Below are 14,074 nucleotides of genomic sequence, written 5' to 3' on the forward strand. Positions count from 1 at the left end.
CAAATTAGGGCCCGGAGGCCCCACCCTTTCGATCACAAGACGGTAACGAACCGGCCAATGTTGAGCAACTCCTGCGCGACTTTGTTAACGCGATCGCGCCGGTCCGCGGGTCAACCGGGAGGCAGTCCATAGACCCGCCGGGCGTTGTTCGTGGAGGCCAGCGCCAGCTCTTCGGCGGGACGACCTACCAGTTCAGCGACCGCCCGCACAGTATAAGGAAGGCAGTACGGCTCGTTGGGCGACCCGCGGTAGGGATGCGGCGTCAAGAAGGGCGCATCGGTCTCCACCAGAAGCTGCTGCAGGGGTATCAACGGAATGGCGTCCCGCAGTTCGCGGGCGTTGCGGAAACTCGCCGTCCCGGACAGGCTGAGCAGCCACCCGGCGTCCACGCATTGCCGGGCCATCGCGGCGCCCGACGAGAAGCAGTGGAAGATCACCGCGTCGGGGGCGCCCTCGGCCGCCAACACGTCGAGCACCTCGGCGTCGGCCTCTCGGTTGTGGATCATCAGCGGTTTTCCGCACCGCTTGGCCAGATCGATATGCCAGGCGAAGGCGTCGCGCTGCGTGCCCGGTTGCGCGCACCCGTCGAGGCGGCCGGGCCAATAGAGGTCCAGCCCGGTCTCGCCGACGGCCACCACCCGCGGATGCGCCGCCAGTCGCTCGATCTCGGCGCGCGCGTCGTCGTCCAGCACGTCGGCGCGGGTCGGATGCAGTCCCACCGCGGCGTACACCCGCGGGTCCCATTCGGCGGCTCGTGTCACCCAGCGCGCCGAATCCAGGTCGTCGGCGATGGTGACCACCGCGCCCACCCCGACCACCGCGGCGCGGTCCACGATGGCGCGCACGCCCTCCGCATCCCGCGCACCGCAGGCGTCCAGGTGGGTGTGGGCGTCGATCAGGGGCGCCAGCGGTTCGGGCGCGGGCGGCGCTTCTCGTTCACCAGAGCGGTTGGAACTCACGGCCACACAATAGGGTGGACTCTCGATGAGGCCCTACTACATCACGACCGCGATCACGTATCCCAACGGCGATCCGCACGTCGGGCATGCCTACGAATACATCGCCACCGACGCCATCGCCCGGTTCAAGCGGCTCGACGGGTTCGACGTGCGATTCCTGACCGGCACCGACGAGCATGGCCTCAAGATGGTCGAGACGGCCGCGGCCGAGGGCATCCCCACCGCGGAGCTGGCGCGTCGCAACTCCGACGTCTTCCAGCGCCTGCAGGAGCGGCTGAACATCTCCTTCGACCGGTTCATCCGCACCACCGACGCCGACCACCAGGAGGCCTCCAAGGCGATCTGGCGGCGGATGCAGGCCGCCGGGGACATCTACCTGGACACCTACTCGGGCTGGTATTCGGTGCGCGACGAGCGGTTCTTCGTCGAGTCGGAGACCGCGATCGTCGACGGCACCCGGATCGCCGTCGAAACCGGCACCCCGGTGACCTGGACCGAGGAGCAGACCTATTTCTTCCGGCTGTCGGCATATGCCGACAAGTTGCTGGCCCACTACGACGCCAACCCCGATTTCATCGGGCCCGAGGCGCGCCGCAACGAGGTCGTCAGCTTCGTCTCCGGCGGCCTGCGGGACCTGTCGATCTCGCGCACCTCGTTCGACTGGGGTGTGAAGGTGCCCGAGCATCCCGATCACGTCATGTACGTCTGGGTCGACGCACTGACCAATTACCTGACCGGCGTCGGCTATCCGGACACCGAATCCGAGCTGTTCCGCCGTTACTGGCCGGCGGACTTGCACATGATCGGCAAGGACATCATCCGGTTCCACACGGTGTACTGGCCGGCATTTCTGATGTCTGCCGGGATCGAATTGCCGCGCCGGGTTTTCGCGCACGGCTTTCTGCTCAACCGCGGCCAGAAGATGAGCAAGTCGGTGGGCAACATCGTCGACCCGGTCGCCCTGATCGACACGTTCGGCGTGGACCAGCTCCGCTACTTCCTGTTGCGGGAGGTGCCGTTCGGTCAGGACGGCAGCTACACCGAAGACGCGATCGTCACTCGGATCAACGCCGACCTGGCCAACGAGCTCGGCAACCTGGCCCAGCGGTCGTTGTCCATGGTGGCCAAGAATCTCGGTGGGGTCGTCCCCGAACCGGGCGAGCTGACGGCCGCGGACGCGGACCTGCTGGCTACCGCCGACGGATTGCTGGAGCGGGTGCGCGCAAGCTTCGACGGGCAGGCCATGCATCTTGCGTTGGAGGCGATCTGGCTGATGCTCGGCGAGGCGAACAGATACTTCTCGGCCCAACAGCCGTGGGTGTTGCGCAAGAGCGAGGCCGAAGGGGATCAACTCCGGTTCCGGACCGTGTTGTACACCACGTGCGAGGCGGTCCGCATCGCGGCTCTGCTCGTCCAGCCGGTGATGCCCGACTCCGCCGGCAAGCTGCTCGACCTGCTCGGGCAGGCCGCGGACCGGCGGGCGTTCGACGCCGTCGGCGCGCGCCTGGCCCCCGGCACGAAACTACCGCCGCCCACGGGCGTGTTCCCCCGTTACCAGCTTCCCGAAGGCGGGTGAGCGGCCCCGGACACGGAAACGTGGTGGCCGGAAATGAGGCGACGCGCGACCCGCCGCATCCGCATCTGCGCAAATGCCTCGTGTATAGCCTATGTTATGCGCCATAATCGGCCGGTGGAGCGACGACGTAACCGGCAGCACGCTGACTCGCCGATGACGGCCTTGAAGCAATTGCCGGCACTGGTTGTGCTGGAACGTATCCCGATCCCCGTGCTGGCGATCGAGAACGACGGCCGCATCCTGTTTTCCAACGCCGCGTTCGCCGAGATGATGGGTTACGAGCCGGAGGAGGTCTTGTCGCTCCGGTTCGATCAGATCTTCCATCACGCGCCGGACTCGGATTCGCTGTTATCGGTCGTTCATTCGCTGGCGAACATGGTCGTCGAGTTGGCCCACAAGGACGGCTCGGTGGTGCGCGCCCTGATGAGCAAGTCGGCGGCGATGCGGGCCGACGATCAGTTCGTTCTCGCGGCTTTCCAGGACCTGACCGAGCAGTTGTGGAAGGAAGACCGCTAGCCGCGGCAACGCCAGCGGGTCGCAGCGACGATCGGCGAATCCCGGCGTGGTGCACAACGCCCAGCGGATGCCGCGGGCACGCAGCGCGTCCTTGGCGCGGTCGTCGAAGTCCCGCGACCGCCCACTGGGATAACCGAAAACCGTTGGCCGGTACGCGGTCTCGCGTTCGACGCCGCACACCAATCGGTGAACTCCGGCCGCGTTCGGCGGCGACGGCGGCAGATAGACGGGAAGCTCGCGCAGCGCCGGGGACAGGACATGCGCCACGCGCCAAGCCGGTAATGGAATCACCGTCTCGACGACCGCGAAACAAGGTGCGGCACATCCGGCCCGAACTTCGGCGGGCCGGCGGTCTACCCGATCAGGGGCTCGGTGTCGGCGTCTGCGCGCGGCAGGGCAACCGAGCCATGGCGCATCACTTCGCGACCGAGGTACTGCCGGAAGTAGGGAAGCGACTCCTCCGTGACGGTGCCGGGCAGCAGCAGTTCCAGGACCTGACGCAGGCGCCCGGCGATGTCGCCCGGGACGGCGCGGTTCGCATCCTGGCGAGCTATCGCATTGAATACCAACCGCGTTCCGAACATGGCTCCGACGAGGAACTCGGAGAGCACTTCGGGGTCGACATCCTGGCGAAGGTCGCCCTCGCCGATCGCGCGCCGGGCCTGTTCTTCGATCATCGCCGCGAGGTCCGCATAGAAGCTCGCGGCGGCCTCGTTCAATCCGTTTAGGGCAGAGGCCAATTGCTCGGCCGTGCGAACCATCTTGTCCGAGTTCAGCACCTCGACGATGGTGAAGGCCCCGTGCAGCAGGTTCTCCAGTCCCGGCGACGACGACCCGCATACGTTGCGGAAGGCCGTGAGAAGGGTGTCGGAGCCCTCCTTGAGGAGGTCCGATGCCAACGATTCCTTGGAATCGAAGTGGTGATAGAGGGCGCCCTTGGTCATCCCCGTGCGCTCGATGATCGCGCCCCACCCGGCGGCGGCATATCCGACCTCGCCGAACACTTCGATCGCGGCATCGAGGATCTTGCGCCGAGTGGCCTCGGATCGGATCTGGCGCGCCACTGTCCCTGCACCTCCGGAGTCGCGTCGGATGCGCGGAGCCGTAGGTCTGGCCTCACATCGACCGCCAAGACGTCCAAGGTTAGCAGCCGGTGCGACGGCGGGCGGGCGGTGTGGCCGGCCCGCTTCGGTTACCGCGAATCTTCCCCGGTGGAACCGGCGTTGACGGCGAGCGCCGCACGCCGCCTTAGGAATTGGCGGAAGTAATCGGCCCGGTCCGGTTGCAGGATTCCGCCCAGGATGAGCATCCAGCACCTCTCCAGGTCGAGCAGGAATCTTTCCGGCTCGTCGAGATTACTGGTCTTGCGCAGCCCCATGTGCAGGGACACCATCAGCCGTCCCACGTCGTGGGGATCGCATTGGCCGTCGATGTCGCCCTCGTCAATGGCCTGCCGGACCACGTCGGACAGGGCGTTCACCCATCCGTTCATCAACGTGTCCTGCAGTCCCTCCGACGACCCGACCGACTCGATCAGATTCAGTCCGGCCCGGACCAGATCGGTCTTGATGTCCTGGACGGCGATGAGATACGAGAAGTCGATGAGGGTTTCCAGACCGGAAAGGCCCCTGGTCAACAGCTCTCCCACCGCAACGGTGGCCGCAGCGATCTGCTTGTCGATGAGTTCCGCCGCCAGGGCGTGTTTCGACTTGAAGTGGAAGTACATCGCGCCTTTGGTCAGCTGCGCCTCGGCGAGAATGTCATCGAGCCCGACGTCGTGGTATGGCCGGCGCGCGAACTGATGCGAGGCGGCCCGCAGAATCTGTCGCCGCGTCGCATCGGCGCGCCCGTCGCTCGAATGGGTCGTCATCGGAAGTGCCGGCCCAGCTCTGGTTCGGCCGCAAGGCCGTGACCCCGGCCCGGAGGCTCGAACCCGGCAGTGCTGCCGGGCCCTACGACGGCGCCGTGGCTGTCGCGAGCGATCTTGCCGGAGGTGGCGACCCGGGCCTGGTCGTTCGCCATCAGATGGTTGAGCAGGACACACACCTCGGTTCTCAGACGGTCTGAAACGACACCGACCGGCCACCCCCGGGCAGTTCTTGGGCCAAGTCCGAGGTTAGCAGCCGGACGCGACGCCTTGACGCTCACGTTAATACCAGTAGTGCAGATCACAGGATCTTTACAGACTATTAGTATGGTTCCTAGGCTATTATCAGATTGTCAGTTTGCATGTCGGATCTGCACGGATCCCGGGTCCGGGCGTCTGAGCAGCCAATACATCCGATACCGGGCCGCCTGTAGGGCGTTAGGAGAAGCACATGCCGGTCGTGACCACGAGGCCACGCGGGCTGGCGGCGTCAGCGGGTGGAACAGCGGGGAAGGGACCAAGTACCTTCCCGGGCGCAGGCAAAATACTCTTCGCAAGCAGAACCGGAACATTACATACTTTTAGTATGTCGAATCGCCAGTTACTTGCTGCGGAGTACGTCGCCGTCGCGGTGGCCGCTTACGCCTCCTCCCCGGCGCGCGGACGTTCGGTCGTCGCGATCCGCGCCGCCGACGAGGCCGGGGTCTGACGTGATCGATTTCGGTGCCTTCCCGCCGGAGTTCAACTCCGCGCGGATGTATACCGGCCCCGGGCCGGTTTCATTGGTGGCCGCGGCCGTGGCGTGGGACAGCCTCGCCGCCGAATTGCATGCCGCCGCAAGTTGCTACCGGTCAGTGATCGCGGGCCTGACGACCGGGCGCTGGATGGGCCCGTCGTCATTGGCCATGGCGTCCGCCTTCGCCCCCTACATGGCGTGGATGGCCGGGGCGGCGGCGCGGGCGGCGGAGGCGGCCGGCCAAGCCAGGCTCGCCGTCGAGGTGTATGAAGCCGCCTTCGCGATGACCGTTCCCCCGCCGGCGGTCGCAGCCAACCGCGTCCAACTCGCGACGCTGATCGCCACCAACTTCTTCGGCCAGAATGCGGCGGCGATCGCGGCCACCGAGGCCGAATACGGCGAGATGTGGGCGCAGGACGCCGCGGCGATGTATGAGTACGCCGCGGGCTCCGCTGCCGCATGCGAAATGACCCCGTTCAACCCAGCGCCCGACGTCACCAACCCGGCGGGCGTGGCCAGCCAGAGCGGCGCGGTCGCCCAGGCGGAAACGTTGACAGCGACGCACACGTCGCTCTCGCACGTGATGTCGACGGTGCCCGGCACCCTGCACGGGCTTTCGTCGCCGATGACCGCCGGGACCGTCACGCTGACCGACGCGGGTGCCGGTGCCGGCAGCGCGGCCGGGACCGTGACCAATTCGGCCAGTTCGTCGCTGATGTCGGCCCTCGCGTCCAGCATCCCCAGCTCTGTTCCCAGCTACTTGATGGCCGCAGCAACCCCGCTGTACGGGATGTCCTCCATCCTCGGCATGGCCCAGACCGCACAGGGTTTGGCGAGCGGCGCGATGGCGGCCGCGGGCACTGCTGCCTCGGGGGCCGCGAGCGCGGCCACGGGCGCTGCGAGCGCGGGCGCGGGCGCGCTCGGGTCCATCGGCTCGCTCGGATCGGGCGTGATCGGCAGCCTGGGCAGCGCGGCCTCGCTGGGTCCGCTGGCGGTGCCGGCCAGTTGGACCAGCGTGATCCCGGCGGCGCACAGTGCCGCCGCTTCCGCATTGCCGACCATCAGCCTCGCGGGCGCCAACACGCCGCCCAGCATCATGGGCTCGCTGCCGCGCGTGGCCGCGGCATCGGGCAAGAACCTGGGACCCCGGTATGGCGTCATCCCGACCGTGATGACGCGGCCGCCGTCTGGTGGATACGCGTAGGACGGCACATGCACCGACCCACGACTACCAGTTACGGAAGGAGCGGCACGTGAAGTACACGCCCACCGGGGTCGCCGGCGTGACGATCATTGACGTCGAACCGCAACGCGACCATCGCGGCTTCTCTTCCCGTTCTTTTTGTGCCGACGAATTCGCCAGTCGCGGGCTGACTTTCGACGTCACCCAGACCAACATCTTCTTCAATTACACCCGCGGCACGGTGCGTGGCCTGCACTATCGGGTGCCGCCATACGCCCAAACCCAGCTGGTCCGCTGCACCCGCGGTGCCATCGCCGCGGTTGCGGTCGACATTCGCCCCGGGTCACAGACCTACGGCGACCACGTCATGGTCGAGTTGAGCGCGGACAACTACCGGGCGCTGTTCTTGCCGCCGTTTGTCGCGCACGGCTTCCAAACTCTGGTCGACAACACCGAAGTCAGCTACCAGGTCAGCGGTCAGCACGCCCGGTCCGACGAGCAGGGATTGCAGTGGAGCGACCCGGAGTTCGGGATCGTGTGGCCGCTGCCCGTGACGGTCATCTCCGAGCGGGACGCCAGTTGGCCCTCCCGAACGGCGAGCCTCTCCCCGATCGAAAGTGCAGCGTCATGTCTAACCCGTTGATGACCCAGGAATTGGTGGAAGTCGTGCACGCCAAGCCAGCTGAGCGGACACCGGAAGACATGACGTCGTTGTCGCGCCACCGGGCCAACACGTTGCCGGTTCCCACCGCCGCGGCGCCCTCGACTGGTGGAACTGCCATCCGACGCTGGCAACACCAGTATTCGCATCGTCTACGCATCAGCGACACGGTGATGGTGTGCGCGTCGGTAATGCTCGCGCAGTACGTTCGATTCGGCGAGATCGCCAACACCTCGGGCTATTCGGACGTCGTGATGACGCTGTTCTCGATGCTGTTCGCGGCGCTGTGGCTGTCGTCGCTGGCGGTATTTCAAACGCGCTCAACGCGAGTCATCGGCGCCGGAATCGACGAGTACCGCCGGATCGGCAGTGCGTCATTCTGGACGTTCGGGATAATCGCGATGGCGACGCTGCTGGCCAAGGTCGACCTGGCCCGCGGTTATCTCGCGATCGCGCTTCCGGTCGGGACCGTGGGCCTGCTGGGCAGCCGCAGCCTGTGGCGCAAGCACATCCGCCGGATGCGCGCGAACGGCCAATGCCAGACGCGGGTATTGGCGATCGGAGACCGGCAGGCGGTTTCCCACCTTGCGCACGAACTGGCCCGCAACCCGCTGGACGGCTACGTCGTGGTGGGGGTCTGCATTCCGGGATATGGGCCATCACGCGGCAATACCCTCACCATCGGTGGCCGTGCGGTGCCGATTCTCGGTGATGTCACCGACGCGGTGGCGGCGATTCACAGCTGCAGCGCGGACACCGTGGCGATCACTCAGACGGATCACTTTGGCATGCGCGGGATCCGAGAGCTCATGTGGCAGTTGGAGACGATGGACGTCGACGTCGTGGTCTCGCCCGGGGTGATGGACGTCGCGGAAACGCGCTTGAGCCTGCGGCCCACCGCGGGCATGCCGCTGTTGCATGTGGACAAGCCGCAATACGAAGGGACGCAACGCTTTCAGAAGCAGGTGTTTGATTTCCTGTTCTCGCTGGCGGCCCTCATCGGTACGGCGCCCATTCTGATCGCGGCCGCCATCGCCATCAAGCTGACCAGCAGGGGCCCGGTCTTCTACCCGTCCGAGCGGATCGGCATCGACGGGAAGCCCTTCACGATGCTCAAGTTCCGGACGATGACCGTCGGGGCCGACAGCCAAATCGACGACCTGCTGAGGCTGAACGAAAGCGCCGGCGGCGTGCTCTTCAAGATTCGTCAAGACCCGCGGGTGACGCCCGTCGGCCGGATATTGCGCAGGTTCAGCATTGATGAGCTGCCGCAATTCATCAATGTGCTCAAGGGCGACATGAGCGTCGTTGGGCCACGGCCCCCGTTGCGGCGAGAAGTCGAAAACTACGACGGCGATGCCAAGCGGCGGCTGCTGGTGAAGCCGGGCGTCAGCGGCTTGTGGCAGGTGAGCGGCCGATCGGACCTTTCGTGGGAAGAGTCGGTGCGGTTGGACCTGTCCTACGTCGACAACTGGTCAATGTCGGGCGACCTCATGATCATCGCCAAGACGGTCAAGGCCGTTCTCACCAGTCACGGCGCATACTAGAGAGCCTGCCATCATTGGCGCGGGGCGAAAGCGCGCGCATCGCGCGGTATGTCGACCGTTGCGAGAGGGTAGCCCCCGGACTCGTCGCGTCCGGAGCGGGCAAGCCGCATGGGCGGATAGTTCACCACATGCGACGCATCGGGCTTGTGCTGTTGCCAATCCACGGAAGCACGCAGCGTGTAGTGCCCGGGTGCCAACCCCGCCAGGTCGACGGTCACCGATTCGGTGAACGACGACGGGACGGGTTGGTTACCTGAGTTCTCCCCCGATGGCACCAGTTTGTTCAAAAGCACGGCTGTCGGCAGCGTGCGGACCACCGCGCCCGAGAAATCCACCAGCCGGTAGCTGGGCACCCACTTTTCGATTGCGGCGGCGGCGCCGTAGTTGGTCCAAACCACCGATATGGTCGCCGCCCCGTCGCGAAACGATGCCGATCCGGGCCGAGCTTCCACGGAGTATCGATAGCCCGCCGAGACGTTGGCCTGCGCCCACAGCAGGTACAACGGCGGGTCCATCAGGGTGCTCGACTCCACGGCCGGGAAGTTGTAACTCGACGTCATCGACACGTGATACTTGACGACGTCGCGCAATCCTTTCTCGTAATACGCCCGCGGCTTGGTTCCCTCGGGCAACTGGCACCACTCAGTGATCACCAGCGCCGAGGCCATCCGGTCTTTCACTTGCCTGACGAGCGGATCTTTCGTGTGCACGTAGTACGAGCCATCCGACTCGGCCCAAGCAGGCAACGGCGCGTATACGCCGAGGCAATCCGAGCGAATACCTACCGGCGCGGACAGTTTTCTGGTGACGTCGTCAGCCAGCAGCTCGCGAACGATTTCGGGGTTCGGCGCCGTGGTCACCAGTTGGGTGTGGGGAAAGGCGTTCACGTTCGCCTCGACGAGCTGATGAATGGCCGCTGTGGTGATGCTCTGATCGCGAAACTGGCTGTAGTAACCGAGCTTTGCGATGCTTTCCTCGGGTGACGGTCCCGCTGCGCCCAGTGTGTCGCGCAGATAGGCGACGTGGTTCTCGCTGAAGTCCCCGTAGCCGGAGAACTCGAAAACGCTGAGCCGCTCGTCGCCGTCGTAGCGGCGGCCGAGCGCGGCGAGCAACTGCCCGAAGGCGTTCAGGTACGCGGGGTCGTTCCAGTTCGGCACCACGTGCGCCACGCCGGGCGTCCACCAGTATCGTTGCGGCCCCGTATAGCTGGTGGACGCGGCGCGCATCCAATCGGGGATGGCGATGTTCGTGTTGTTCGCATAGGTAGCGTCACAACACGAGTTGTAGGCGAACACGCGAAGGGTCAGCCGCATGTTACGGCCGGCCAGCTTAGCCAGCGCATCGTCGATCACGCTGAAGTCGAACTTGCGATCGTCGGGGGCGTCGGGGGGCAGGGTGCTCGGGTCGGTGGGTTGCAGCTGCCGCCACGAAACCCGCACGCTGGCGTCGTACGACGCGGGCCACGGCGGATAACGTCGCTGCGTGGGATTGGCTTGCGGGAACAGCGGCATCAGAAGGTCTTCGTATTGGCCCCGTAGGGGATTCGAAACCTCCTGGACGCCCAGCGGTATGGCGGGACTGATCACGACGGACAACGGATCGGACTCGCTGTGGCCACCGCATCCGCCCAACAGCGCCACCACGCACGCGGCGACCACCGCCACGCCTCTTCTCAATGTTGCGACCATCGGTGCGATGCTAGATGCCGCCCGTCGGCAACGCCTTGCGGTCGGCCAAAAACGGCATCGACAGCCAGCGCGCGGACAACAGCGCTTCCATCGCATCGCCGGGGACAGGACGCGACAACAGGAAACCCTGCGCGCGTCGGCACCCGTGCTGAATCAAAGTCATTGCCGCCACCGGCGTTTCGACCCCCTCTGCGACGACCTCCAGACCGAACGCCTCGGCCAGACCGATGATGGCGCGAACGATCGCCAGGTCGCCGGCGTTGTTGCCCAGGTCGCGCACGAAACCTGTGTCGATCTTGAGCATGTCGACCGGCAGGGACTTCAGGTGCGACAACACCGCGTAACCGGTACCGAAGTCGTCGATGGCCAGCTGGACCCCGACTTCCTTGAGCTCCGCCAAGGTTTTTCGCGTGGTCTCGATGTCGTGCACCACGGCGCGCTCGGTGATCTCCAGACACACCGAGCCGGCGTCGAGGCCGAACTCGTCGATGGTGGCGGCGACGTCGCGCACGAAACCCCGGGTGATGAGCTGGATCGGCGACACATTGATGCGCATGATGGCCCCTTGGCCGACGCCCTTGGCCCGCCAGCTGCTGAGTTCGGCGCACGCGGTGCGCATCACCCAGCCCCCCAACTCCGCCGCCAGGTTGGTCGATTCGGCGATCCCGATGAAGGAGTCGGGTAACAGCAGGCCCCAGATCGGGTGCCGCCAACGGACCAGCGCCTCCGCGCCAACGATGGCGCCCGTCGACAGGTCGACCTCGGGCAGGTAATGCAGGAGCAGCGCCTCGCTGCCGATGTCGCCTTGCAGGTGCAGCTCGATGTCGTTGCGGAACGCGCGCTTGAGCGACATGTCGTCGGTGGACACCGCGACCTGGTTGCCGCCGCCGCGCTTGGCCGTCAGCACCGCCTCGTCGGCGCGGCGGAGCAGGTCGGTGCAGTTGTCCCGTCCCGGCTGCCCCACCGCCAGCCCGATGCTGACCGTGCGGCTGATCACGTGGCCGCCGATGGCCAGCCGCTCGCACAGCATCGCCGAGAGGCGCCGGGCGAACGACTCCGCGGCCTCCGGTGACATCGGCTGGTCGGGAACGACGACGAACTCGTCACCGCCCAATCGGGCGATCGTGCTGTCGGGGGCGCAGATCCGGATGCGTTGCGCGAAGACCCGGATGAACCAGTCACCGGCGGTGTGGCCGAGGTAATCGTTGATCGGCTTGAGCCGGTCGAGGTCGAGGTACATCACCGCGACGGGCCCGGCGCATCCCGTCGCGAGCCGCCCGGACAGATGCGCGACCAGCGCGCGACGGTTGTAGAGGCCGGTCAGATCGTCGTGCTCAGCGAGATAACGAAGCTTTTCTTCGGCCGCGATGCGGGCCTGCAGCTGCGCGAACAGCGCCGCGACCGCCTCGAGCGTGTTGATCTCTTCCTGCTCCCACTTGCGGGCGCCGAACTTGACGAAGCCGAGCAAGCCGGTGGTCGTCTCACCCGAGACCAACGGTGCGGCCGCCACCGAGGGCGAGGCGGCCATCTTCGCCCCGCCGAGCCTGCGCCGGAAAAAACGCGTGGACTGCGCCGGTCGGATCACCACCGGTTTGTGCCCGTGCCCGCACTGGGCGAGGACCGACTCGGCGATGTCCAACTGAGCGAAGGCCGTCGGATCCGGGTCCGCGGCGTCCGAGCGCGGCGGCCACTCGGCCACCAGCGCCGAGGTCCGGGTGTGCGGGTCGAGGTGCCGCAGGAAGCTGGCGTCCACGTCGAACTGTTCGACGAGTTGCGCGAGTACCTTCTCGCTCACCAGGGTGGCCGTGGGGGCCGTGGCCTCCATCAACTGGGTGGCAACGGAGGTGACGACCAGGTCCAGGCTGCGTGGCACGGTCTCCTCCGATATGGGCATACATCCCACCGGGCGGCCACCGTGGCGACGGTTGCCCGATCGGGGGACGGTCGTGATGACGAACCCCGCCGGATGCGCGCCCAGCGCGTCGACGGACCCCTTCGGTTCGCGTGTGTGACTGTCGGATGATTTTCGGACCAGGGCAGGTCACGCTCGGTTTTGGTCAGCAAAACCTACCACGCGGCACCCGCCCCATCCGGCTAACGAACAACTTCCGGCGAGGGCCGTCGGCCCGTCATCGAGGCGCTAGGACCCGTTGGCGGCCGCCGCGTCGCTCGCGATGTCGAGGGTGGCTATCGGGTACAGGCCGGAGCCGTCCCGCCCGTCGCGGGCCAGCGCCATCGGCGCGTAGTTGACCACGTGGGAGGCGCCGAGCTTGTGCTGCTGCCAGTCCACGGACGCGCGCAGCGTGTAGTGCCCGGGCGCCAGACCCGTCACGTCCACGCGCACCGACTCGGTGGCCGACTCGGGCACCGCCTCCTCGCGGGATGAGCTGGAGTCGTCGTGGACCAGCGTCTTGAGATTGATCGTCGCGGGAATGGTGCGGACCACCGCTCCGGAGAAGTCGACCAGTTTGTAGCCGGGTGCCCATTGCTCGGTGGCCGCCGCCGAGCCGTAGTTGGTCCAGACGACGGAGATGGCCGCCACCTTGCCCTGGATGGACTGCGAGCCCGGCTTGGCCTCCACCGAGTACCGGTAGCCGGCGGAGGCGTTCGCCTTGGCCCAGAGGAGATACAACTTGGGGTCCATCGCCGACGTCGGATCCCGGTCGGGGAAGTTGGCGCTCGACGTCATCGAGACGTGATACCTGACGACGTCGTGCAGAGCCTTCTCGTAGTACGACCGCGGGTCGGTCCCGTTCGGCAACGGGCACCACTGGCTGACCACCAGCGCCGAGGTGAGCCGCTGCTTGATCGCGTTGACGGCCGCGTCGTTGAACCGCACGTAGTGCGAGTCGCTGGACTCGGCCCATTCCGGCAGGGGCGACTGCACGCCAAGGCAATCCGCGCGGATGCCGACCGGCGCGGACAGCTTCTTCGTCACGTCGTCGGCGAACAACTCGCGGACGATTTCCGGATTTTCGGCCGTGGTCACCAACTGGGTGTGACCGAACGCGCCCACGTTGGCGGCAACCAGCTGCGCGATGGACGCCTTGGTGATGGTCTGATCGCGAAACTGGCTGTAATAACCCAACTTCGGCTGGCTGTCGTCCGGCGTGGGCCCCGGCGCGCCGAGCGCGTCGCGCAAGTAGGCGAGGCTGGTCTTGCCGAAGTCGCCGTACCCGGAAAACTCGAACACGCTCAGGCGCTCGTCGCCGTCGTAGCGCCGGCCGAGCGCGGCGAGCAGCTGCCCGAAGTTGTTGAGGTAGTCGGCGTCATTCCAATTCGGGACCACCTGGGTGACACCGGGCGCGGACCCGCTCGGCGCCGGGGGGTAGGTCCTGGCC

The 14,074-nt window shown here is 66.5% G+C and carries 12 protein-coding genes and 1 pseudogene; 6 read left to right on the forward strand and 7 right to left on the reverse strand.

Annotation, left to right across the window (positions count from 1 at the left end):
- Positions 1-110: 110 nt before the first annotated feature.
- Entirely contained in the window at positions 111-965 is an 855-nt protein-coding gene (locus tag A5692_RS07420) for a TatD family hydrolase (RefSeq protein WP_068054087.1), read from the reverse strand.
- 19 nt (positions 966-984) lie between these two features.
- On the opposite strand from A5692_RS07420, the gene metG reads away from it, so the two are divergent.
- Together metG and A5692_RS07430 are read left to right on the forward strand one after the other, a co-directional pair.
- Positions 985-2,535: a methionine--tRNA ligase gene (metG, locus tag A5692_RS07425; RefSeq protein ID WP_068054089.1), complete on the forward strand. Its 1,551-nt coding sequence runs from the start codon at positions 985-987 to the stop codon at positions 2,533-2,535.
- A 153-nt stretch (positions 2,536-2,688) separates the two neighbouring features.
- Complete coding sequence (locus A5692_RS07430; RefSeq protein ID WP_068054092.1) at positions 2,689-3,051, forward strand: PAS domain S-box protein; 363 nt, start codon at positions 2,689-2,691, stop codon at positions 3,049-3,051.
- Here A5692_RS07430 and A5692_RS29730 read toward each other — a convergent pair.
- The 3 genes and pseudogenes from A5692_RS29730 to A5692_RS07440 form a co-directional block, all read right to left on the reverse strand.
- Positions 3,043-3,222, reverse strand: a pseudogene (locus A5692_RS29730) (polysaccharide deacetylase family protein); the annotation flags it as partial. The gene A5692_RS07430 and the pseudogene A5692_RS29730 overlap by 9 nt on opposite strands.
- Positions 3,223-3,404: 182 nt before the next feature.
- Positions 3,405-4,115, reverse strand: a complete 711-nt coding sequence (locus A5692_RS07435; protein WP_068054095.1) for a TetR/AcrR family transcriptional regulator — start codon at positions 4,113-4,115, stop codon at positions 3,405-3,407.
- A 128-nt stretch (positions 4,116-4,243) separates the two neighbouring features.
- Positions 4,244-4,921: a TetR/AcrR family transcriptional regulator gene (locus A5692_RS07440; RefSeq protein WP_068054098.1), complete on the reverse strand. Its 678-nt coding sequence runs from the start codon at positions 4,919-4,921 to the stop codon at positions 4,244-4,246.
- A gap of 583 nt (positions 4,922-5,504) precedes the next feature.
- Here A5692_RS07440 and A5692_RS30125 point away from each other — a divergent pair.
- From A5692_RS30125 to A5692_RS07460, 4 genes are read left to right on the forward strand one after another with little or no spacing between them, the layout of a single operon-like run.
- Positions 5,505-5,627 carry a hypothetical protein gene (locus A5692_RS30125; RefSeq protein ID WP_255397000.1) on the forward strand — a complete coding sequence of 41 codons (123 nt, stop codon included), beginning with the start codon at positions 5,505-5,507 and terminating at the stop codon, positions 5,625-5,627.
- A 1-nt stretch (position 5,628) separates the two neighbouring features.
- Positions 5,629-6,858 (forward strand): PPE family protein, encoded by a 1,230-nt coding sequence (locus A5692_RS07450; protein ID WP_068054108.1) that lies wholly within the window; start codon positions 5,629-5,631, stop codon positions 6,856-6,858.
- A 49-nt stretch (positions 6,859-6,907) separates the two neighbouring features.
- Positions 6,908-7,480, forward strand: coding sequence for a dTDP-4-dehydrorhamnose 3,5-epimerase family protein (locus tag A5692_RS07455; RefSeq protein WP_068054111.1), 573 nt, complete (start codon positions 6,908-6,910; stop codon positions 7,478-7,480).
- 59 nt (positions 7,481-7,539) lie between these two features.
- The gene (locus A5692_RS07460; RefSeq protein WP_231984232.1) at positions 7,540-9,045 is read left to right on the forward strand and encodes a sugar transferase; all 1,506 of its coding nucleotides are present in this window, start codon (positions 7,540-7,542) and stop codon (positions 9,043-9,045) included.
- 11 nt (positions 9,046-9,056) lie between these two features.
- On the opposite strand, the gene A5692_RS07465 is transcribed toward A5692_RS07460, so the two are convergent.
- The 3 genes from A5692_RS07465 to A5692_RS07475 form a co-directional block, all read right to left on the reverse strand.
- Positions 9,057-10,733: a hypothetical protein gene (locus tag A5692_RS07465; protein ID WP_068054114.1), complete on the reverse strand. Its 1,677-nt coding sequence runs from the start codon at positions 10,731-10,733 to the stop codon at positions 9,057-9,059.
- Between the two features lie 10 nt (positions 10,734-10,743).
- Positions 10,744-12,606 carry a bifunctional diguanylate cyclase/phosphodiesterase gene (locus A5692_RS07470; RefSeq protein WP_068054123.1) on the reverse strand — a complete coding sequence of 621 codons (1,863 nt, stop codon included), beginning with the start codon at positions 12,604-12,606 and terminating at the stop codon, positions 10,744-10,746.
- Between the two features lie 267 nt (positions 12,607-12,873).
- Positions 12,874-14,074 (reverse strand): hypothetical protein (locus A5692_RS07475; RefSeq protein WP_068054129.1); only part of this gene is annotated, 1,201 nt, incomplete at its 5' end.

The sequence above is a fragment of the Mycobacterium sp. E342 genome (assembly GCF_001667665.1).
Classification (GTDB): Bacteria; Actinomycetota; Actinomycetes; order Mycobacteriales; family Mycobacteriaceae; genus Mycobacterium.

Coding starts and splice junctions, on each gene's coding strand:
- metG (WP_068054089.1), top strand. CDS start 985: ATGAGGCCCTACTACATCACGACCGCGATCACGTATCCCAACGGCGAT.
- A5692_RS07430 (WP_068054092.1), top strand. CDS start 2,689: ATGACGGCCTTGAAGCAATTGCCGGCACTGGTTGTGCTGGAACGTATC.
- A5692_RS07440 (WP_068054098.1), bottom strand. CDS start 4,921: ATGACGACCCATTCGAGCGACGGGCGCGCCGATGCGACGCGGCGACAG.
- A5692_RS30125 (WP_255397000.1), top strand. CDS start 5,505: ATGTCGAATCGCCAGTTACTTGCTGCGGAGTACGTCGCCGTCGCGGTG.
- A5692_RS07460 (WP_231984232.1), top strand. CDS start 7,540: ATGACGTCGTTGTCGCGCCACCGGGCCAACACGTTGCCGGTTCCCACC.
- A5692_RS07465 (WP_068054114.1), bottom strand. CDS start 10,733: ATGGTCGCAACATTGAGAAGAGGCGTGGCGGTGGTCGCCGCGTGCGTG.